Raw genomic sequence first — 22781 nt, 5'->3', positions numbered from 1 at the left:
TGTAGGCTATGGGGGTTACTTGGAATTTTTTAAGAAATTCCAGCTGGAATGAATTAAAACAAGCAAATAGAAAATGGAATAAACTAATAAATACATTGGAAGGCAAGCTATTGCTTGAAAATGTATTTAAAAATAATTACACGGGTGTAAAAGTAGAATTTAATAATAAATTAGGCTTATTAAATAGCACAGAGATTAATTTTAAAGGTGTAAAAGTAGAAAATATATTAAACTTTAATTTTGGAATTGAAACAGATTTAATATTTACTGCTTTTTTATCTTTAAGGAATTTTAAACACAACATGCTTAAATATATGCCCAACTACTATCGTAAGTCTAGAGTTATTGATAATTTACTAAATTCTTATGATAGAGAATTTAGACTATTAGATTATAAGATAAACGATTTTGAAGATAACTTGTTTGTAGATAGTTTAAATTCTTATATTCTTAGATGGGAATATATACTTGGAATTAAAAGTAATAATACAAAATCTCTATCTTATAGAAGAGAAAGAATTAAATCTAAACTTCAAGCAAATGCTACAACAACAAAAGAACAATTAAAAAGAATATGTAAAATTTATTGTGATTCTGATGTAGAAATAATAGAAGACTATGAAAATTATACTTTTACAATCAAATTTATTAATACTGCAGGAATCCCTAAAAACATTGAAGCTTTAAAGGAAACAATTGAAGAAATTAAACCCGCACACTTGGCATACAAATTTGACTTCATGTTTAAAATCTGGAATGATGTTAAAAAATATACTTGGAATGAAGCTAAAAAGAAAACTTGGAATCAGCTAAGAGATTTCAAAAGTTAGGAGGAATAAAAATGAAATATAGCACAAGTCTTAAATTTAAGCTACCAGATGGAAATGACGATGTAGACATAAATGACATTAATGAAAACTTTACAAAAGCAGATACAGAAATAATAGATCTAAAAAATAAGTTGCAAAATAGTTTAACTAATGTTACAAAAATTAATGAACAATTAGCTAAAAATACGAAGCAAATTAGTACAGCACAGAGCAAAGCAGATAGTGCTTACAATAAAGTTACATCTGCTACGTATATTCGAGATAGAGTTAAGGCAGTAGATGGTCATGGTAGTGGTTTAGATGCGGATACGGTAGATGGCAAACATGCTACTGGCAATCTGATGACGAACGAAAAAAATAATCTTGTGGCAGCAATAAACGAGGTTTTTACAAATGGCAATAATGTTAAAAATAATACGGTAGACGCATTATTGTCTGTAGATGATAGTCTACCGGTAACACATAATTCAAGTTGGAGCAAAATTATAACTGAAATAGGTAATATTCAAACAGGATTATCTGAAGAAGGTAAAATTTATCCTAAAATTTTTGTTCAAACATCACAACCTATAGCAATAAAAAAATGGGATATATGGATTAAAACTTCTGAAAATATTAATAATATTTATTTTAGAGATCACGAACCACCACATATAACAGGTGTAGGGTGGATAAATATTGGAGATATAGATATGTCATTCAATGTACTTAAAGGACTACAATTTTTAGACGAAAATGGTTCTGAAATAACTATAAACTATAAAACTAAAATGTCTGCAGAAAAATCTTCTACCAAACCAAAAATATGGGAAAATGGATATATGAGCATAATGGCAAATTTAAATTTTATTAAATATAGAAAAGATGACAAATGGTGTTCTATAAATGCTAGTTATTGGAACGGAATAAAATGGGTCGATTTTATTCAAGAAGATTTTTACATATATAGTGGTTCTTATGATGATAGCGTTAGAAAAATATCTCCTAGTGGAAATGAAGTTTGGAAATATACAGGGCATGATGAAGCTGTTCATGGAGTAGCGGTAGATAAAGATGGATATGTTTATAGTGGTTCTAATGATGATAGCGTTAGAAAAATATCTCCTAGTGGAAATGAAGTTTGGAAATATACAGGGCATGATAAAGCTGTTCATGGAGTAGCGGTAGATAAAGATGGATATGTTTATAGTGGTTCTTATGATGATAGCGTTAGAAAAATATCTCCTAGTGGAAATGAAGTTTGGAAATATACAGGGCATGATAAAGCTGTTCTTGCAGTAGCGGTAGATAAAGATGGATATGTTTATAGTGGTTCTAATGATGATAGCGTTAGAAAAATATCTCCTAGTGGAAATGAAGTTTGGAAATATACAGGGCATAATCGTGGTGTTGCCGCAGTAGCGGTAGATAAATATGGATATGTTTATAGTGGTTCTTATGATGATAGCGTTAGAAAAATATCTCCTAGTGGAAATGAAGTTTGGAAATATACAGGGCATAATAAATTTGTTCTTGCAGTAGCGGTAGATCCAGGTTTAATAGGAGCATTTCTTGACGAATGGTAAAATAAAAAAATAAAGAAAGAGAGGTAATAATATGTATTTATTAAAAGGAATAAAAGAAACTGAAGAAAAATTAAATGTACAAATAATTTTTAATTTAGATGTTGAGGAAAATAAAAATATCGACACTACAGATGGAGTAATTGTTGAAAAAATATTAGAACAACCAAAGAAAAAAAGAGGAATTGGATTTAAATTATACGTAAATCCAAAAACAAAAGAACAATTTTACGAAGAATTCGAAAGAATGTTGACACAAGAAGAAAAATTAGATGAGATGAATGAAAAATTAGATTTATTAATGCAATCTAACTTAGAAAGCGAGGGAATTTTATAATGATTAGTGAAGTTAAAATTGAAATGTTGCTAAAATTAATCAAAGCCAAAAAAATAACTATAAATGATATTAAAAATGATGAGTATAAAGCAGAAGTAGAGAAAAGATTAAATGCGTAATAGAGGGTGTATTTTTTATGCCCTCTTAAGACTGGAGGTAAAACATGAATGAAGAATTGTTAAGGGATAAACTTAATACGCACGAAACACGACTTAATGACCATTCTAAACGGTTAGATAAAATTGAACAAAGTCAAGTTGAGTTTAAAATTGAGATTAAAAATCTTTGCGATAATCTAAGAAATTTAACTAATACAATGAAGTGGCTGATGGGAATTTGGGTAACAAGTTTACTCGGATTCTTTTTTTACGTAGTTCAAAATAAAATTTTCAGATAGGAGCGATAATATGAAAATTATAGAAAGCAATTTAAAATTCAAGAGCAAATTAAGCAAGAGAGTTAAAACTAATCTTATCGTATTGCATCATGCTGTAGCGTCACATTGTACAATCCAAGATATTCATAGATGGCATCTAAATCGTGGATGGAGTGGATGCGGATATCATTTTTTGGTTAGAAAAGACGGCAGTATTTACAGAGGTAGACCAGAAAACGTTATAGGAGCACATTGCTTACACCATAATAACTATAGTATCGGCATATGTGCAGAAGGCTCTTACATGCAAGAGGTAATGCCACAAATACAGAAAAAAGCTATAATAGAGCTATGTAAGTATCTAATGTATAAGTACAATATTAAAGATATTAAAGGGCATAGAGAGTTATATAACACTAGTTGTCCAGGAGACAATTTCCCATTTAACGAAATAGTACAAGCGGCACTTAAACCTAAATACAATGCAAATTTCTGCTTACTATTTCAGAAATGGTATAACACTTTAACTAAACATAAATTAGCCGAAGATGGCATATATGGTCCCAAAACGGAAAAGGCATACGAGAGTATTAAAAATATTTTAGAGGATTTTAGTTTTAGAGGATTTTAGGAGGTAATAAATATGTTGAAGAATATCAAATTCGAATACGTATTTGCAGTTTTAGTAGTTGTTATTTTAGCAGCTGCTTTATTTATTTTTAAAGAGAATAAAGATGTAGTAAACACAGTAGTTACAGCTCTTGTTGGAGCTCTTTCTGCTATTACTGCTTTCTTTTTTACAAAGCATGTGCCAAAAGAAGAAAAACAAAATACAGATAAATAATTCGTGCCAGTGCCTTAGGGTGCTGGCTTATTTTTTTGTCAATACTTGTCCTTTTTAGAAAAAAGTTTTACAATATAAAAAAAGAAACCATCACTGATTGCCGTCGAAATGGTTTCTTAAATAAATAATATTCCATTGATACCTCTATTATATATGAGTATTTTATGGAATACAATAAAAATGGAGGGATTTTTATGTATTTAGATAAAAATACTATGGTAAAAATATCAAATTTATTAAATATAGAGGAAGTGAAATCTGATGTAAACTTTTGGATGATAAGAACTAAAAAAGGATTTTTTTATGATGAATTTATAAGCAAAGAATTTGTAGCATTAGGATGGAATATTATTGATAATAAGGTTATAGATTACATTGGTACTAATAGAACCAAAAATAAAGAAATAAAAACATCTATAGAATATAAATATAATTCAAAACAAGGAACTCAAATATTAAATAAATGTATAAGATTTATGAGAGAAATAAAAATTGGCGATATAATTATGATACCTAGTAGAAGAAATGAAGAAATTACTTTTGCTATTGCTGGAAAATATTTTGAAGTAGATAATTTAAATTATGAAAAAGAAATAGAAATAATTTCTCGAATAGATAACAATATTGACTATGGAACAGAAATGATTTGTCCTTATAAGAAGCGAAGAAAAATCAAAATACTTAAAAAAGTTAATGGAGAAAGGCTTAATCCTAATTTATATAAGGTTCTAGCTTCATATCATGGTATAAGTAATATAGATGGGTATGCTGAGTACATATTAAGTTCAATATATAATATTTATTTGTGGAAAAATAGATTAAATGCAGTTTTTAATGTAGAAAAAGAAGGTGATATAGATGCAATAGCATTATCATCTTTTATATATAATTCATCCAGCCTTATAAATAGTTTTGATGAAGGAATGCATGTTACCGCTAGGGTAAATTTAAATTCTCCGGGGAATGTGATACTTACTATCCAAAATATTACCAATGAAACAGTTAATATTTTAGCTTCTCATAAAACTTTATTAGCAATTGCATTTATTTGGATGCTTATAACAGGAGGGGAATTAGGACCTATAAAATTTAACTCTTTATTAGAGCTAATTATGAAATTTAGGGAGCAAAATTCAAAACTAAAATCAGATAAACTTGATAGAGAATTAAAACAAATACAAATAAAAAAAGAAAATATTGAATTGACTGATGAAATGGTAAAGCAAGCTGAAAAAATAAAAGTATCATCTGAAAGTTTACAAATAAACAAGGATGATGCAAAAAAAGTCATTAATTTAAATAGTTATCGTGACGAAAAAGATGATTAGTTGATGGAGTGTAAAATTTGTATGTTATATATAGCGAAACTACAAGTCCATATATTAACAATAATAAGTTAACAGTATAATTAAATTCAAGGTAGAAGGTAGAAAAAAACGTTTTTAAAATATAGGTTGCAACACACACATGTATAGATAAAAACATTAAAAATGTGATTATATATGAAAAAACAATATATACTTTTTTCAATTTACTTCCTCCTCCCTTGATTTAATTATATATTAATAATTCTAAAAATCAATACATATTAAATGATATTTTACATACTGTATAAAAATTACATTAATTTTATAATATATTATTATTTTTTTACATTACCCCATACGTGGACTGTTATTGTAATGCTATAAATGAGGATAGTGGTAATTATGTCATTAAACCAATTGTTATATATCGGAAAATTAATTAATTAGATAGTATTTTATAATCCCCTGGCTATTTGCTAGGGGGTTTTATTCAACTCTAAAAAGGAAAATGAGATTATTTGTAGAAATATATATCGAAATATTAAACTGAGGGGGGCGTAATAATGAAAGAACAACAGAAATTTTATAACAAAGCATGGTTTATGTGGTTAACATTAATATTCTTTCCGCCTATCGGCATATTCCTTATGTGGAAAAACAAAAGATATAATAAAGTAGTCAGAAGTGTTTTGTCTATAATTTTCGGACTATTATTCATGGCAGCAATTGTAGGTGGAAATTCTGACACTAACGAAACTTTAAAACAAAATAAACAGGTAGCAGTATCTAAAACTGTAGAATTATCAAAAGATAAAAAGACAGAGAATATTGCAACCGAGTCCGAAAATATTAATAAACAGGAAGACACTAAAAAAGAAGATGCTATTTCTGAGAAAACAAAAGAAAATGATCAACAAGCTGCATACAGTGAAACAAATATAACAGAAACTAAGAAAGAAACTGAAAAAATAGAAGATATTAAGAAGGAAACTGATACAAAAGCAGAAAACATAGGAGAATTAAAGGTACATTTTATTGATGTCGGCCAAGCTGATAGTATACTTGTAGAGCAAAACAAACATTTTATGCTTATTGATGCTGGGAATAATGCTGATAGCACTCTAGTAGTTAATTATTTAAAACAGCATGGAGTATCCAAACTAGACTATGTTATCGGTACACATCCACACGAAGATCATATTGGAGGTTTAGATGCTGTAATTAATACGTTTGATATCGGTAAAGTTTTAATGCCTAAAAAAGTTAGTACAACAAAAACTTATAGGGATGTAATTTTAGCAATAAAAAATAAAGGACTTAAAATCACTGTTCCAGTACCAGGAGCAACATATAAACTAGGAGCAGCTGAATGGACTATATTAGCACCAGGTAAAGATGAAGACTATGAAAAGACAAATAATTATTCGATAGTTCAAAAATTAAGGTTTGGAAATACTTCATTTATATTTACAGGTGATGCAGAAGATGTATCAGAAAGAGAAATATTAGCGAGAAAATATGATTTAAAAGCAGATGTACTAAAAATAGGCCATCATGGAAGTAAGACTTCAACTACAAAAGAATTTTTAGCGGCTGTGGATCCAAAATATGCAGTAATTTCATGTGGCAAGGATAATGATTATGGCCACCCGAACAAAGAAACAATGGATAAATTAAAAAATAATAGAATTATAGTTTATAGAACAGACGAGTGTGGCACTATAGTGTGTACATCAAATGGCAAAGATATTTCTTTTGATACAAAGGCAGGAGATTATACTTACAGAGATGGTGAAACAATAATTGAAGGCGACAAGAATAATACTTCTAAAACAAATACTGTTCAAACTTCAAAAGAAAATAATAAAATTATTATACAAAGCATAGATAAAGTAGCTGAAATAGTTGTAATTAAAAATACTTCTGATAAAGATATTGATTTAACAGGTTGGAAATTAGTATCTGTTACAGGAAATCAAACATACATATTTCCAAAATATGTTCTAAAAGCTGGTGCTTCAATCAAAATTTCAAGTGGAAATTCAAGAGGAGATTTAAAATGGAGCAAAAGAAATATTTGGAATAATTCGAAAGAAGACGATGGAGAACTTTACGACAACTTAGGAAATTTAATATATCATTATGATAATTAAACCTTGGAAAATCCAAGGTTTTTTATTGTATGTTAAACTTATTCTTCCTCTCTAATTTTATAGTGTTCTTTTATTATTTTTAAAACTAAATTACTAACAGATCTGTCTTCATATTCTGCTTCTTCTATAAGTCTCTTATGAATTTCTTTAGTAATAGTAACAGTTATTCTTGTATTTTCTTCTTTAATCATAATAGCACCTCCAACTAGAGTATATTGGAAGTGCAGTACTATGTGTTAAAAGTACATCACTATGATGTACTTTTTGAATAAATAAAAAGCTCTGCGGGGAGCACGTCTAACGCATTTGCAATTTTGCAGAGTAATGACAATTTAATATCGTATTTGCCGTTTTCGATTTCAGATAAATAACTTTGGCTTATATCTAAAGCTAAAGCTAATTCTTTTTGAGTAAGATTCTTTTTAAGTCTATATTCTTTTATCATTAGTTCGTACATACTCATCACCGGTATAAATTATACGCTATGTATACAGTTGTCGTATACAAGAAAGTTGTGTCAGATATTGCGTAAAAATGTATAAATATATATAATTATGCAATATTAATTGTCAAATTTTGTCGGAAATATCGGGGCACTCGATACGATTCTGTTATATAATAGATACATAAGATATATCTTATAAAAACAATTTATTAGAGAAAAAAATCGAACGTACGTTCTTGAAAAGTGATAATTGTAGAGTTATAATTTAGTAAGAAAGGTAATTAGAATTAATTATGTACTATGACATAAATAGATACGGTAAATAAAGCTGAGGGGGTTGTTGACGTGATAATTAAAGTCTTAATCAAAGATATGAAAGGCAAAAGGAGGGTTGTGATTAAACATAGTGATAAAAATAAAAAGAAGGTAGCAATTTAGAATTTGCCACCATTTTTTAGAGCATTGTTTTTTAGATTATTTAAAGTATTGTTTATTATATATAAGTGTTTTTTATTTGGGGTATAGCGAGTAAGTAAATCACTAACAAATTCTTTACTGTACCCCAAATATTCCGCTACTTCTTTCCATGTTCTAGCTCCAAGTAGAGCTCTAATTTTTATTAACTTTTCTTGAATAGTTTTTTCCGGTAAGGTCAATAATTCTAAATAATCAATATGATTTATACCGAAATAATCACAAATTTTTTTCCAGTAATAATAAGGTTTTTTAACTTTATCGTTCTCGATTCTTTGTAAAGTTTTTGAACTTATACCTGTATATTTAGCTAATTGACTTAAAGTAACATTATTTTTTACTCTTAGATTTTTCAACTTAATTCCGGGTGAATTTTTATTACATATAATATGTAGAAACTTTTTTTTCACAATGTCAAACTTGCAATCTGAATCCATGTCCATGTGGATATTTTGCTTCAGACCAAAGAAAGTGTTTGTGTAGCGAGTATGAAAGAAAAAGATATCTAAATAAATTATCAGGACCTTTGATAGACAGAATAGATATGTTTACTTTTGTTAGTCCTTCAAAATATAGCGATATAAAGAAAGAGAATATGGGGGAGACATCTAGTGCGATTAAAAAAAGAGTTTCTATTGCAAGAGACATTCAAAAGACTAGATTTAAATATGAATCTATAAATACAAATTCTCAAATGAATGTAAAATTAATAAAAAGATATTGTGAACTTGATGAAAAATGTGAAAGTATTATGAAAAAAATATTCACAAATTATAAAATTAGTACACGTGCATATTATAGAATATTGAAAGTATCTAGAACAATAGCCGATTTAAAAAATAGAGAGAATATACTTCAAGAAGATATAATTGAAGCTATCAATTATAGAAAATTTATCAATGGTAATATTATATAGTAAAAGAGCTATTATTTTAGATATTAAGGAGATCGAGTAAAATGATTGATTTTGATATATGGTATTCGCTTGTCAAATTAAATCCCAATATAAAACTTGATATTCTCAAAAAGTTTAAAACTACTGAGCATATTTGGTACAGATATATTGCAAATGAGCAAGACTATGATATTTTCAATAGTAAAATTATTAAATGTCTAAAAAATGCATGGAATAAGGAAAAAATAAATAAAATAAAAGAGAAAATGCTTAATGATAATGTTAATATCATTAATTATTACGATGAATTATATCCTCAAAAGCTGAAAAATTTTGACGATTCACCAAGTGTAATGTATTATAGAGGAAAAATTCAATTTTTAAATACCAATCCATCCATAGCAATAGTTGGAGCGAGAAAATGTACTTTTTATGGTCAAAATACTACAGAGCTAATAGCTAAGGAATTGGCAAAGAATAATATAAATGTGATAAGCGGAATGGCTAGAGGTATTGATACTTTTGCACATAAGGTTACAATCGCAAATTCAGGATTCACATGTGCTGTTTTAGGAACAGGTATGGATATTATATATCCAAGAGAAAATATGCAACTTTATAATGAATTAATTAACAATGGGTGTATATTATCGGAATTCCCATTTGGTACTAAGCCTTATCCTTATAACTTTCCTATAAGGAATAGAATAATAAGTGGTTTAAGTGATATAGTAATAGTTGTTGAAGCAGACATTAAAAGTGGCTCACTTATAACTGCAAGTTCTGCACTTAACCAAGGTAAAGATGTAATGGCAGTTCCAGGATCAGTTTTTTCAGATAAGAGTAGAGGAACAAATAAACTCATTAAAGATGGTGCATATCCTTTTACATGCATGAAAGATTTATTTGAGTTACTTGGTATACAATATTTGATTGAAGCTAAAAGTAAAACAAAAACAATTAATTCAAAAAATAAAAATTATGGTATAATTAATAAATTAATTAGTGATAAACCAATACATATTGATGAAATAATTAGAATAACTAATATTGACATTAAGTGTTTATATGAGTTATTATTTGAAATGCAGATCAATAATGAAGTAAAATGTTTATCAGGAAATTATTATGTTAGGATTAATGATAGATTTTCGTAGAAATCGAATTTAATGATTTAAATTAATGCGAAATTATTCATATAAATGGAGGGGTTAATATGGGACAAAAATTAGTTATAGTTGAGTCACCTGCAAAGTCTAAAACAATTAAAAAATATCTTGGCAAAAATTATGTTGTTGAAGCCACTATGGGACATATAAGAGATTTGCCTAAAAGTCAATTAGGTGTGGATGTAGACAATAATTATACTCCTAAATATATAACTATAAGGGGAAAAGGAAAAACTTTAGAAAATTTAAGAAAACAAGCAAAAAAATCTGACAAAGTATTTCTTGCTACAGACCCTGATAGAGAGGGAGAAGCGATATCATGGCACTTAGCAAAAGCATTGAAAATTGATGAAGATCAAAAATGTAGAATTGAATTTAATGAAATAACTAAGTCGACAATTAAAAATGCTATAAAGTCGCCGAGAAAAATAAACAAAAATTTAGTTGATGCTCAACAGGCTAGAAGAGTATTAGACAGACTTGTTGGATATGAAATAAGCCCTATATTATGGAGAAAAGTAAAGTGGGGATTAAGTGCAGGAAGGGTGCAATCTGTAGCTCTTAAAATGATTTGTAGTAGAGAGGAAGAGATTAATAAGTTTGAACCAAAGGAATATTGGACAATAGAGGCTTTATTGAGTGAGATGAAAAATAAAAATAAACTAAAGGTTAAGCTAATTCAATACCAAAAAAGGAAAATTGATATAAATACTAAAGAAGAAGCTGATAAAATAATTGACAAATTAAAAAAAGGAAAGTTTATTGTATCTAGAATTAAAAAAAGTAAGAAAAGTAAAAGTCCTCTTCCACCCTTTACAACAAGTACGTTGCAGCAGGAAGCATACAAAAAACTTAATTTTAGCACAAAGAAAACTATGTCAATCGCACAACAGCTCTATGAAGGAGTTGATGTTAAGGGTTACGGTACTATAGGATTGATAACTTATATGAGAACTGATTCTGTAAGGGTATCTAATGAAGCACAAACAGCAGCAAGAAAATATATATTGGATACATTTGGTGAAAAGTATCTTCCGGAGAAGCCAAAAATATACAAAAGCAAAAAGAATACTCAAGATGCTCATGAAGCAATAAGGCCAACTAATATTAATATTACCCCTGAAATAGCTAAATTGAGCTTAAATACTCAGCAATTAAAAGTATATAGAGTAATATGGAATAGATTCATGGCTAGCCAAATGGAGAATTGTATATACAATAGCAAAACAATTGATATAAGCAATGATGATTATGTTTTAAGAGCAAGTGGTTCAACTATTGAATTTGATGGTTTTACTAAAATTTATAATTTTTCTTCAGATGAAGATAATAAGAGTATGAGGTTACCTTCATTAAACGAAAATGATGAATTATTATGTGATACAATAGATGGCAAACAACATTTTACTCAACCTCCTGCTAAATATACTGAAGCTTCATTAGTTAAAACCTTAGAAGAGAATGGAATAGGGAGGCCGAGTACATATGCTCCTATAATTTCAACACTTTTGAGTAGAAAATATATTGAGAGAGAGAATAAGGCACTTCAACCAACTGAGTTGGGGAATGTTGTTAATGATTTAGTTAGCAAGTATTTTACACAAATTGTTGATGTTGATTTTACAGCAGAAATGGAAAATAAGTTAGATGAAATAGAAGAAGGAAATGTTGAATGGAATAGAGTTGTAGCTGAATTTTTTGAGCCACTTAAGAAAGCTATTGAAATAGCAGAGAAGGAGATTTCAAAAATTACTATAGAAGATAAGGTTAGTGACGTTAAATGTGAAAAATGTGGCAGAATGATGGTTATTAAACATGGACGATTTGGCGATTTTCTAGCTTGTCCAGGCTATCCAGAATGTAAAAACACGAAGCCTTTAGTGAAAGAACTTGATGTTAGTTGTCCTAAATGTGGCGGAAAAATTTTAGTTAGAAAAAGTAAAAAAGGAAGAACTTTTTATGGATGTAGTAATTACCCTGAATGTAATTTTGTTAGTTGGGCTGAACCAGTGAACAAAAAGTGTCCAGAATGTGGTGAGATATTAGTAAAAAAGCATAGCAAATCTAAAGGAGATTATTTGGTGTGTTCCAACAGGGAGTGTAAATATACGGAAACATATACCAAGTAAATTAATTATAAAAATAATAGAATATTATGTCGAAAAGCTTCAAAAATATGTTGAATTAAATACTATCATATGTTATTATATGATAGTATGTTAAGGATATAATTCAAAATATTTTAAATATTTGTGCAATTAAAAATATACCTATAGTTATCTATAGTTTACTATAAGTTACACAATTATTATTTAAAGAAAAATAGGAGGAATTAAGATGTCATTATTAAAAAAAACACGAATGTTAAATAAAATATTACAAAAATCTGGAGCAGAGCCTGTAGTTTTTAGTGATATTTGTAAATTACTCAGTGAGGTATTAGAAAGCGATGTTTATGTTACTAGCAGAAGAGGAAAAATACTAGGTCATAATTTTTCGAGTGGCTTTGAGTGTGGTATTATGAAAGAAATTGTTTCTGTTGATAAAAGGTTCCCTGAGAAATATAACAATAAGTTGCTCGGTATTGATGAAACAAGACCAAACTTAAATAATATAGATCGCTGTGTATTAAATGAAGAAGAAGAATGCAATGTTAGCAATAAAATAACAACTATAGTTCCTATTATAGGTAACAGAGAAAGATTAGGTACTCTTCTACTTTCAAGATTTGATAAGCCTTTTACTGAGGAAGATTTAGTTCTAGCAGAGTATAGTGCTACTATAGTAGGGCTGGAAATTTTAAGAGCCAAGCAAGAAGCTTTAGAAGAAGAAGCAAGAAAAAAAGCTGTAGTTCAGCTTGCAATAGGTACTCTTTCTTATTCTGAATTAGAAGCTGTTGCACACATTTTTAATGAATTAGATGGAGATGAGGGGCTTTTGGTTGCTTCTAAAATCGCTGATAAAGTTGGAATAACTAGATCAGTAATAGTAAATGCTCTTAGAAAATTTGAGAGTGCAGGCGTTATTGAATCGAGATCTTTAGGTATGAAAGGTACTCACATAAGAATATTAAATGATAAATTATTAGATGAACTAAAAAAGATTAAATAAAATAATATTTTTTATTGATTCCGTATAAACCTTATGGTATACTACATTAGGTAAGAAATACACACATTATCCAATTTATAGATGGTTCCTATTTGGGTGTCTATAAAATTAAGGATAATGGAGGAATAAACCACAGGAGGTAATTAAATATGTCAGTTATTAGTATGAAACAGTTATTAGAAGCAGGTGTGCATTTTGGACACCAAACTAGAAGATGGAATCCTAAAATGGCTCCATACATATTCACAGAAAGAAATGGTATATATATCATTGATCTTCAAAAAACAGTTAAAATGATCGATGTAGCTTATGAATTCATCAAGTCTGTTTCAGCAGAAGGAAAAGATGTTCTATTTGTAGGTACTAAAAAACAAGCTCAAGAAGCTATTTCTGAAGAAGCTGTTAGATGTGGAATGTATTTTGTTAGGAATAGATGGCTTGGTGGTATGCTTACTAACTTCAAGACAATAAGAACAAGAATTAGCAGATTAGATGAATTAGATGCTATGGAAGAAGACGGAACATTTGATGTTTTGCCTAAAAAGGAAGTTATTAATTTAAGAAAAGAAAGAGAAAAGCTTGAAAAGAATTTAGGCGGAATTAGGGAAATGAATGTAAAGAATATTGGAGCAATGTTCGTTGTAGATCCTAGAAAAGAGAAGAATGCAATAGCAGAAGCAAAAATTTTAGGAATCCCTGTAGTTGCAATTGTTGATACAAATTGCGATCCAGATTCTATAGATTACGTAATACCAGGTAATGATGATGCTATTAGAGCAGTAAAATTAATCGCTGCAAAAGTGGCTGATGCTGTTATTGAAGGAAGACAAGGTGAGCAATTAGCTGAGTAATATTGCTCCTAGAATTAAGATAGATGTAAAATTATATGATTGATAGCTTTAGGAGGTAATAATATATGATTACTGCAAGCATGGTAAAAGAGTTAAGAGAATTAACTGGTGCAGGCATGATGAACTGTAAAAAAGCTTTAACAGAAGCTGATGGAGATATGAAAAAAGCTGTAGAAATATTAAGAGAAAAAGGGTTAGCTGCAGCAGCTAAAAAAGCTGGTAGAATCGCAGCAGAAGGACTAGTAAAAACTTATATTTCCGAAGATGGTAAGAAGGCGTCTGTTGTTGAAATAAACTGTGAAACAGATTTTGTTGCTGCAAACGATGAATTTAAGAGTTTTGTTGATAATATAGCAAAACAAGTTGCAGGTTCTTCAGTAGAGAGCGTTGAGCAACTTTTAGAAGAAAAATATATTGCTGACCAGAGTGTTTCAGTTAAAGATGCTGTAACTGCGTTAATTGCTAAGTTAGGTGAAAACATGACTGTTAGAAGATTTGAAAGACTTACTGTTGAAAATGGTGCAATTAATGGTTATGTACATGGCGGCGGAAAAATAGGCGTTTTGGTTAAATTGAGCTGTGATAGTGATAATGAAGAAATAAAGAATGTTGCTAAGGAAGTAGCTATGCAAGTAGCAGCTGCTAATCCACTATTCTTAGATAGGGATGCTGTTGATCAAGAAAGTTTAGAAAAAGAAAAGGAAATATACAGAGTTCAAGCTTTAAATGAAGGTAAACCTGAAAAAGTTGTCGAAAAAATGGTTATGGGAAGAATAAATAAATATTTCAAAGAAAATTGTTTGGTTGAACAGCCATGGGTAAAAGATCCAGATGTTACCATTAAGAAGTATTTAGCAGATAAATCTAAAGAAGTTGGTTCTGAAATCAAAGTAGATAAGTTTGTTAGATTTGAAAGAGGAGAAGGAATCGAGAAGAAAGAAGAAAATTTTGCTGAAGAAGTAAAAAAGCAAATGGGTGACAAATAATATAAGAGAACACAGTGTGTTCTCTTTTTTTAAAGTCATTTGAGTTATTTTTATATTGGAGGTATAATAATATATGGAAACTGTTAAATATAATAGAATAATGTTAAAATTATCTGGTGAAGCTTTAGCAGGTAAAAAAGGTTTTGGAATCGATTTTGATATTGCACGAAAGATTTCAAAGCAAATAAAAGAAATAGTAGAAATGGGTGTGCAATGTTGTTTAGTTGTAGGTGGAGGAAACATATGGAGAGGTAGAAATGGAGAGAATATGGATAGAACTACTGCAGACTATATGGGTATGATGGCTACTTGTATAAATGCATTAGCACTTCAAGATTCATTAGAAAGCATTGGAGTTCAGACAAGAGTTCAAACTGCAATAGAAATGAAAGAAGTAGCAGAACCTTTTATAAGAAGAAGAGCTATGCGACATTTAGAAAAAGGAAGAGTAGTGATTTTTGCAGCTGGAACGGGTAATCCTTATTTTTCAACAGATACTACTGCTGCTTTAAGAGCTGCAGAAATTGAGGCAGATATTATTTTGCTTGCAAAAAACGTAGATGGAGTTTATGATAAGGATCCAAATAAATATGATGATGCTAAAAAGTTCGAGGAGTTGACATATTTAGATGTACTTGAAAAAGGACTTCAGGTGATGGATTCAACTGCTACATCTTTATGCATGGATAACGAAATACCAATAATGGTTTTTGGACTTAATAAACCAGAAAACATTAAAAAAGCTGTTTTAGGTAAAATTACGGGTACTTTAGTACACAAATAGAGGGAGGTAATTATATGGTAAAAGACATTTTAAAATTTGCTGATGAAAAAATGAATAAGTCAATTCATGTTTTAAAAGCTGAATTAGCTTCTATGAAGGCTGGGAGAGCAAATCCTAAATTACTTGAAAAGATAGAAGTTGAATATTACGGTACAATGACACCTATAAACCAACTTGCTAATATTTCTGTACCAGAAGCTAGAATTTTATTGATCCAACCATATGATAAAAATTCAATTAAAGAAATCGAAAAAGCAATATTGAAATCAGATTTAGGATTGAATCCTTCAAATGATGGTACAGCTATTAGATTAATCATACCAGAATTAACTGAGGAAACAAGAAAGTCTTTGGTTAAATCTGTAAAAAAAGCAGGCGAAGAATGTAAAATTGCAATAAGATCAATAAGACGTGATGCGAATGATAAGATTAAGTCCTTAAAAAAGAGTAATGAAATAACTGAAGATGATGCTAAAAATGCTGAAGATAAAATACAGAAAGAAACTGACAAACATGTCAAAAAAGTAGATGAAATAATCAAAGAAAAAGAAGCTGAAATTATGACAGTATAAAACATTATATAAAAACCTGCATAATTGCAGGTTTTTTAATACTTTTCAAAAGCTAAAAATTTGCTATAATAATATTGTTAATGGAAAGTATCATATGATTGGAGAGAATAGTGTGAGGAAAATACGTGAACTTTTTAATCATTTTAAAAATAAAAACATTCAATTGGATAACTTAGATTCTTTAGAATCACAAACTGATAAAGATTTAATGCCAAGGCATGTTGCTATTATAATGGATGGAAATGGACGATGGGCAAAAAAAAGGAACTTACCAAGAACAGTTGGACATAGAGCTGGTGTAGAAACAATAAGAGAGATTGTTAAAGAATGCAGTAATTTAGGAATTAAATACTTAACGCTATATGCCTTTTCAACAGAAAATTGGAAAAGACCTAAAGAAGAAGTAACTACACTTATGAAGCTGTTATCTGAATATCTAAAGAATGAATTTGAAGAATTAAATAGAAATAATGTTGTTATTAATCATATTGGTGACATTAGTAAGTTGCCTTCTGTATGTCAAAAGGAACTTAGTATAGCTTATGAAAAAACAAAATATAATACAGGTCTTGTATTAAATTTGGCTCTAAATTATGGAGGAAGAAATGAAATTGTAGATGCTGTAAAAAAAATTAGTAGGGATATAAGTGAAGGTAGATTAATTATAGACGACATTGATGAAAGTATTATTAATGATTACATTTATACATCTGGTATGCCTGATCCTGAGTTGATTATTAGAACAAGTGGTGAGATTCGATTGAGCAACTTTCTTATTTGGCAGAGTGCGTATTCGGAACTTTATTTTACTGACATATTATGGCCTGATTTTAATAAAACTAATTTAAAAGAGGCTATATTAGATTATCAGAAACGACATAGGAGATTTGGGGGTGTTTAGTGTGAATAAAAGGTATTTAGGTGCAATCCTTGTTGCCCCATTTCTTATTTTTTTGTATATTGGGGGAATGTATTTAAAGATTTTGACATTGATTCTTTCTCTGATAGGACTTTATGAATTTTACAGTGCTGTAAATACTAAAAATACTCATATTTTTGATATTCTAGGATATGTGTTTTGTATTATTTATTATTGGGGATTAAGAAATACATTTAAAATTGATTTGTTAGTTTATGAAATCGCTGCATTAGCATTAATTTCATTTTGTATAACTGTCATTAATAATAAATTTAATTTTTTAGATGTATCAACAACCGTATTAGGTTTTATATATGTTCCAGTATTTTTAAGTTTTATTACATTGACTGAGAGTACCAAATATGGGCATGTTTTGGTATGGATTATTTTTATTTCTTCATGGATGTGTGATACTAGTGCATATTATTTTGGGAGATTTTTAGGCAAAAGAAAGTTGTGTCCGAATATCAGTCCTAATAAAACGATTGCAGGAGCTATTGGAGGACTTTTTGGAAGTACAGTTGCATGTATGGTGTATGGAATTGCTATTAGAAGTAGTGTACAAATACCATTGTACCATTTTGTAATAATAGGATTATTAGGTGGAATTTTAGGACAGTTTGGAGATTTGACAGCATCGTCTATTAAAAGAACAGTTAAAATAAAAGATTTTGGCAACATTATACCAGGACATGGAGGAATTTTAGATAGATTTGATAGCATACTTTTTACATCCTTTCTAGTATACTATTATATATCATTTATTTTGGGGTTATAGTGTTGTTAAAAAAATATGAGAAATTGATTTATACTGTTACATTGTTCATTATATTTTATATATTAACTATATTTGTTAAAAACTATTTTAAGCCTTTTTTCGTAATTTTGATATTATTTTTCTTTTGCTATCCACTTTATAATGTATTGTATTTTGACGCCTTACATAATAAGAGGTTTAGTGCTATATTAGCTATACTGTTAGTTAATATTATATTGTTTTTAGTTTTGATTGTATTAGGGAACAACATTATATCAAATTATGAGTTGTTTATGTCAACTGTTTATGAGGACATAAAAAAATATATTATTTTTATTTTAAATAGGTTCAATCAAACCTTTGGGATAGATGTCTTAGGAAATGAATTTAAAGTGGGTAATTTTTCATTTTTTACATCTGAATTATTGAAGAAAGGTGCTGTTTATACTTCTGAGGGAATGATTGCATATTTTATAGCTAATATATCGATATATTTTTTATTAATAGATAAAAACATTATAATTGATTTTATAGGAAGATTAATAACTAGAGAGAATTTAAATTTTATCAAAGAAAAGTACAAAAATATTAGTAGCTTAATTAAAATTGAGTTACTGCTTGTTATTATTACCACGATTGAAACAATTATTGGATTTTTGATTTTGAGGGTAGAAAATCCTGTTTTACTTGGAACTATTAGTGGTATATTGGATTTATTACCGTATGTGGGAACTATACTGATATTTTTCCCATTAATACTATATAGCATATGTTCAAAAAGGTATTTTGTTTCAGTAGGTTTACTACTTTTGTATATTTTGATTCTAATTAGTAGACAAATTATGGAGACGAAATTTGTGAGCAATAAACTAAAGATTCATCCTCTTTCTATATTGATTTCACTATATATAGGTATGGAGTTATTTGGGGTAATTGGTTTATTCGTTGGCCCTATATTTGTTATCACTGTTAAAGAAATTATTTTGCAATAGATTGGAGAGATTATTTTGAAGTCTATAAGTATATTGGGTGCAACAGGTTCTATTGGAACACAAACTTTAGAAGTTATGCGTTCTAATTCTGAAAAATATACATTGATTGGTGCCTCTGCAAATTCTAATTATAATAAAATGATAGATATAATTAATGAATTTAAGCCTAAATTTGTTGCGTTAATGGATGATTTAGCTTATCACAAAGTAAAAACGTACTGTAAGGATAATAATTTAAATACTGAAGTTATTCATGGTCTTGAAGGATTGAATACAATTGCATCTTGTGATGAAGCAGATATTGTTGTAACGTCAGTTGTTGGTATGATAGGACTTATACCAACTCTCATGGCAATTAATTCAGGAAAAGATATAGCACTTGCGAATAAAGAAACATTAGTGGCAGCTGGTGATATAGTGATGGATGCTGCTAGAAAAAATAAAGTTAGAATATTGCCTGTTGATTCGGAGCATGGTGCTATTTTTCAATGTATTCAAGGAAATGATAAAAACAATATAGAAAAAATATTGTTAACAGCATCTGGAGGACCTTTTAGAGGTAAAAAAAGAAATGAACTTGTAAATATAATGCCTCATGATGCTCTTAAGCATCCTAAATGGAATATGGGGAAGAAGATATCTATTGATTCCTCAACACTGATGAATAAGGGATTGGAAGTTATTGAAGCGCATTGGCTATTTGAAGTAAGTTATGATAAAATAGAGGTAGTCATTCATCCTCAAAGCATTATACATTCAATGGTTGAATATAATGATGGAAGTGTTATTGCCCAACTTGCAAATCCTGATATGAAACTTCCTATACAATATGCTTTGAATTATCCTGAAAGATTTAATGCTGTTATACCAAGACTAGATTTTTACAAATTAAATTTATTGACATTTGAGAAACCTGATACAGAAACATTTAGATGTTTAAAACTTGCATATGAAGCTGGTAAAACAGGTGGAAATATGCCTACAATAATGAATTCAGCGAATGAAATAGCAGTGAATTTATTTTTGGAAAATAGAATTAAATATTTAGAAATTGAGAAAATTATTGAGGAGTGTATGAATAAATTTGAGTATATTCGTACACCTACTATTGACGATATAATATACACAGATAAAAATGTTAAGAAATATGTAAAAAATAAATATTGCAAGTAGGTAGGTGGAGTTTGTGATAATTTTGTATATTTTTGCAGCAATGATGGCGTTTAGTATTTTAATATTGGGTCATGAATTCGGACATTTTATTATGGCTAAGGCTAATGGCGTAAAGGTTGAAGAGTTTTCTCTTGGTATGGGTCCTAAATTATTTGGGATAAAAGGTAAGGAAACAGAATACCTTATAAAGTTACTTCCCATTGGAGGATATGTAAAAATGCTTGGTGAGGAGGGGGAAAGCAATGATGAAAGAGCTTTTTCTAGTAAATCACCTAAGCAGAAATTAAGCATAGTAGCTGCTGGACCTATTATGAATTTAATTTTAGCTTGTGTTTTTTTGATTATTTTAGCATCTATTAATGGAAAGCTTGTTCCAGTTATTTCTTCTTTTTCACTTAATAGTCCTGCTAAACAGGCTGGCATTATGGTTGGAGATAGAATTCTGAAGGTAAATGATAAATCCATTAATAGTTGGGAACAGTGTGTTCAGGAGATTTCTAAATCAAAAGGTAATGATATAAAAATAGATGTATATAGAAAAGGTGATATTAAATCTTTGATTGTCAAACCTAAATTTGTTAAAGAAGAAAACAGGTATGTAATAGGTATATATCCAACGCGTCAAAAATATAGCATTATGCAATTAATTAAGCAAGGTATTTCTGGAACGTGGAATATGATTAAAATGATTTTTGCATCTTTCGGATGGCTATTTACTGGGAAAGCTAAATTAGCAGATGTTGGTGGGCCAGTTTCAATTATTAGATTGTCAGTTAAGACTGCGTCTATGGGAATACCAGCACTACTCTATTTCACTGCTTTTTTAAGTGTGAATTTAGGAATTTTAAATATAATTCCTTTTCCTGCACTTGATGGTGGATGGATTACGTTATTACTAGTAGAAATAATTACTGGTAAAAAATTTGATGAAAATAAGGTAGGAACTATAAATTATATAGGTTTTATGATACTTATGACGATTATGGTATTAGTTACGATTAAAGATATAGTTAAACCTTTAAAGTTTTAGGAGATGGTTATGTTGAAAAGAATTCTTACTCGAAAAGTTAGAGTTGGGAATATGTACGTTGGTGGAGATTCTAAGATTTCTGTTCAGTCTATGACTAACACAGATACAAGAAACATTGAAGCTACAGTGAATCAGATATTAAAATTAGAAGAAGTTGGATGCGATATAGTAAGGTGTGCTGTACCTGATTTAGAGGCCGCAAAAGCATTAGAACATATAAAAAAAAGTATTAATATACCATTAGTTGCAGATATCCATTTTGATTATAGGCTTGCATTGGAATCGGTTAATAGTGGAGTTGATGCGCTGAGGATAAATCCTGGAAATATAGGCGGTGAAGATAGGATTAAACTTGTTGCAAAAGTTGCTAATGAAAAGGGAATACCTATTAGAATAGGGGTGAATTCAGGTTCATTAGAAAAAGACATATTAAAAAAGTATGGGAAAGTAACTTCAGAAGGATTAGTTGAAAGTGCATTAAGACATGTTGAATTATTAGAAAAAAACAATTTTAATAATATTATTATTTCTATAAAATCATCTGATGTTATGCAGACTATTGAAAGTTATAGACTACTATCTCAAAAAGTTGATTATCCACTTCATGTTGGAGTAACAGAAGCTGGTACTACTTGGAGAGGAACGATTAAATCTTCTGTAGGTATTGGAACGTTATTAGCGGAAGGTATTGGAGATACAATAAGAGTGTCATTAACAGGTGATGTCTTAGAAGAAGTTAGAGTTGGAAAAGAAATATTAAAATCTCTAGGAATAATTGAGTATGGAATTAAGTTTGTTTCATGTCCTACTTGTGGGAGAACACAGATTGATTTAGTAAAAATAGCAAAAGAAGTAGAAGAAAAATTAGCATACTGCAATAAAAATATTAAAGTAGCTATTATGGGATGTGTTGTAAATGGCCCAGGTGAAGCTAAGGAAGCTGATATTGGAATCGCAGGTGGAAAAGGTGAGGGCTTGATATTTAAAAAAGGTGAAATTATTAAAAAAGTAAAAGAAAATGAGTTAGTGAGTGAGCTCATAAAAGAGATAGAAAAAATGTAAATGCTAAGGCTATGATTGCTCATAGTCTTTTGTTTTACTCTGTTACTTTCTAGTGAATTGTTTTGCTAAAGTAAAACATGGGAATTTCAAGTAGAGACTATATTCTATCTGAAGCAAAAAGCTTCAATTTCCTACTTAATATAAATAGGAGC

At 29.1% G+C, this 22781-nt stretch carries 25 protein-coding genes; 22 read left to right on the top strand and 3 right to left on the bottom strand.

The features are described from left to right. Positions 1-8: 8 nt before the first annotated feature. The 8 genes from CLTEP_RS01055 to CLTEP_RS01020 all read left to right on the top strand — a co-directional run bounded on the left by CLTEP_RS01055 (position 9) and on the right by CLTEP_RS01020 (position 7409). Positions 9-830: a putative phage tail protein gene (locus tag CLTEP_RS01055; protein WP_066821221.1), complete on the top strand. Its 822-nt coding sequence runs from the start codon at positions 9-11 to the stop codon at positions 828-830. An 11-nt stretch (positions 831-841) separates the two neighbouring features. Then, a complete protein-coding gene (locus CLTEP_RS01050; RefSeq protein ID WP_066821218.1) occupies positions 842-2395 on the top strand; it encodes a WD40 repeat domain-containing protein in 1554 nt (517 codons plus the stop codon). Between the two features lie 31 nt (positions 2396-2426). Continuing rightward, on the top strand, positions 2427-2729 hold the full coding sequence (locus CLTEP_RS01045) for a hypothetical protein (protein WP_066821215.1): 303 nt from the start codon (positions 2427-2429) through the stop codon (positions 2727-2729). Positions 2730-2892: 163 nt separating this feature from the next. Next, positions 2893-3126 carry a hemolysin XhlA family protein gene (locus CLTEP_RS01040; protein WP_066821212.1) on the top strand — a complete coding sequence of 78 codons (234 nt, stop codon included), beginning with the start codon at positions 2893-2895 and terminating at the stop codon, positions 3124-3126. A gap of 10 nt (positions 3127-3136) precedes the next feature. After that, the gene (locus CLTEP_RS01035; protein ID WP_066821209.1) at positions 3137-3736 is read left to right on the top strand and encodes a peptidoglycan recognition protein family protein; all 600 of its coding nucleotides are present in this window, start codon (positions 3137-3139) and stop codon (positions 3734-3736) included. Between the two features lie 12 nt (positions 3737-3748). Further along, complete coding sequence (locus CLTEP_RS01030; protein WP_066821206.1) at positions 3749-3949, top strand: hypothetical protein; 201 nt, start codon at positions 3749-3751, stop codon at positions 3947-3949. 194 nt (positions 3950-4143) lie between these two features. Then, complete coding sequence (locus CLTEP_RS01025; protein ID WP_066821203.1) at positions 4144-5277, top strand: hypothetical protein; 1134 nt, start codon at positions 4144-4146, stop codon at positions 5275-5277. A gap of 542 nt (positions 5278-5819) precedes the next feature. After that, positions 5820-7409, top strand: a complete 1590-nt coding sequence (locus CLTEP_RS01020) for an MBL fold metallo-hydrolase (RefSeq protein ID WP_066821200.1) — start codon at positions 5820-5822, stop codon at positions 7407-7409. Between the two features lie 38 nt (positions 7410-7447). Here CLTEP_RS01020 and CLTEP_RS14290 read toward each other — a convergent pair whose 3' ends face one another. The 3 genes from CLTEP_RS14290 to CLTEP_RS01010 all read right to left on the bottom strand — a co-directional run bounded on the left by CLTEP_RS14290 (position 7448) and on the right by CLTEP_RS01010 (position 8738). Continuing rightward, complete coding sequence (locus CLTEP_RS14290; RefSeq protein WP_084364500.1) at positions 7448-7600, bottom strand: ribbon-helix-helix domain-containing protein; 153 nt, start codon at positions 7598-7600, stop codon at positions 7448-7450. 59 nt (positions 7601-7659) lie between these two features. Then, the gene (locus CLTEP_RS01015) at positions 7660-7866 is read right to left on the bottom strand and encodes a helix-turn-helix domain-containing protein (protein ID WP_242863843.1); all 207 of its coding nucleotides are present in this window, start codon (positions 7864-7866) and stop codon (positions 7660-7662) included. A 422-nt stretch (positions 7867-8288) separates the two neighbouring features. Beyond that, positions 8289-8738 carry a helix-turn-helix domain-containing protein gene (locus CLTEP_RS01010; protein ID WP_201786571.1) on the bottom strand — a complete coding sequence of 150 codons (450 nt, stop codon included), beginning with the start codon at positions 8736-8738 and terminating at the stop codon, positions 8289-8291. Positions 8739-8755: 17 nt separating this feature from the next. Between CLTEP_RS01010 and CLTEP_RS01005 the strand changes: the two genes are divergently transcribed. The 14 genes from CLTEP_RS01005 to ispG all read left to right on the top strand — a co-directional run bounded on the left by CLTEP_RS01005 (position 8756) and on the right by ispG (position 22629). Then, the gene (locus CLTEP_RS01005) at positions 8756-9244 is read left to right on the top strand and encodes a magnesium chelatase subunit ChlI family protein (protein ID WP_278319506.1); all 489 of its coding nucleotides are present in this window, start codon (positions 8756-8758) and stop codon (positions 9242-9244) included. 41 nt (positions 9245-9285) lie between these two features. Beyond that, positions 9286-10380: a DNA-processing protein DprA gene (gene dprA / locus CLTEP_RS01000; RefSeq protein ID WP_066821191.1), complete on the top strand. Its 1095-nt coding sequence runs from the start codon at positions 9286-9288 to the stop codon at positions 10378-10380. A gap of 59 nt (positions 10381-10439) precedes the next feature. After that, complete coding sequence (gene topA, locus CLTEP_RS00995; RefSeq protein ID WP_066821188.1) at positions 10440-12521, top strand: type I DNA topoisomerase; 2082 nt, start codon at positions 10440-10442, stop codon at positions 12519-12521. A 208-nt stretch (positions 12522-12729) separates the two neighbouring features. Further along, entirely contained in the window at positions 12730-13503 is a 774-nt protein-coding gene (gene codY, locus CLTEP_RS00990; protein WP_066821185.1) for a GTP-sensing pleiotropic transcriptional regulator CodY, read from the top strand. A gap of 149 nt (positions 13504-13652) precedes the next feature. After that, complete coding sequence (gene rpsB, locus CLTEP_RS00985; RefSeq protein ID WP_066821182.1) at positions 13653-14354, top strand: 30S ribosomal protein S2; 702 nt, start codon at positions 13653-13655, stop codon at positions 14352-14354. Positions 14355-14419: 65 nt separating this feature from the next. After that, a complete protein-coding gene (gene tsf, locus CLTEP_RS00980; protein WP_066821179.1) occupies positions 14420-15340 on the top strand; it encodes a translation elongation factor Ts in 921 nt (306 codons plus the stop codon). Between the two features lie 73 nt (positions 15341-15413). Further along, positions 15414-16124, top strand: a complete 711-nt coding sequence (gene pyrH, locus CLTEP_RS00975; RefSeq protein WP_066821176.1) for a UMP kinase — start codon at positions 15414-15416, stop codon at positions 16122-16124. A 14-nt stretch (positions 16125-16138) separates the two neighbouring features. Further along, positions 16139-16696: a ribosome recycling factor gene (gene frr, locus CLTEP_RS00970; RefSeq protein ID WP_066821173.1), complete on the top strand. Its 558-nt coding sequence runs from the start codon at positions 16139-16141 to the stop codon at positions 16694-16696. A 208-nt stretch (positions 16697-16904) separates the two neighbouring features. Then, the gene (locus tag CLTEP_RS00965) at positions 16905-17597 is read left to right on the top strand and encodes an isoprenyl transferase (protein WP_423230724.1); all 693 of its coding nucleotides are present in this window, start codon (positions 16905-16907) and stop codon (positions 17595-17597) included. A 1-nt stretch (position 17598) separates the two neighbouring features. Further along, positions 17599-18393: a phosphatidate cytidylyltransferase gene (locus tag CLTEP_RS00960; protein WP_066821171.1), complete on the top strand. Its 795-nt coding sequence runs from the start codon at positions 17599-17601 to the stop codon at positions 18391-18393. 2 nt (positions 18394-18395) lie between these two features. Beyond that, the gene (locus CLTEP_RS00955; RefSeq protein WP_066821169.1) at positions 18396-19364 is read left to right on the top strand and encodes an AI-2E family transporter; all 969 of its coding nucleotides are present in this window, start codon (positions 18396-18398) and stop codon (positions 19362-19364) included. A 15-nt stretch (positions 19365-19379) separates the two neighbouring features. After that, entirely contained in the window at positions 19380-20537 is a 1158-nt protein-coding gene (locus tag CLTEP_RS00950) for a 1-deoxy-D-xylulose-5-phosphate reductoisomerase (protein ID WP_066821167.1), read from the top strand. Positions 20538-20577: 40 nt separating this feature from the next. Continuing rightward, the gene (gene rseP / locus CLTEP_RS00945) at positions 20578-21567 is read left to right on the top strand and encodes an RIP metalloprotease RseP (RefSeq protein WP_201786575.1); all 990 of its coding nucleotides are present in this window, start codon (positions 20578-20580) and stop codon (positions 21565-21567) included. A 12-nt stretch (positions 21568-21579) separates the two neighbouring features. Continuing rightward, on the top strand, positions 21580-22629 hold the full coding sequence (ispG, locus tag CLTEP_RS00940) for a flavodoxin-dependent (E)-4-hydroxy-3-methylbut-2-enyl-diphosphate synthase (RefSeq protein WP_066821861.1): 1050 nt from the start codon (positions 21580-21582) through the stop codon (positions 22627-22629). Positions 22630-22781: the final 152 nt, after the last annotated feature.

The sequence above is a fragment of the Clostridium tepidiprofundi DSM 19306 genome (assembly GCF_001594005.1).
Classification (GTDB): Bacteria; Bacillota; Clostridia; order Clostridiales; family Clostridiaceae; genus Clostridium_AC; species Clostridium_AC tepidiprofundi.
Note: the sequence above shows the minus strand (reverse complement) of the source record. Positions and strands in the feature narration are given on the sequence as shown.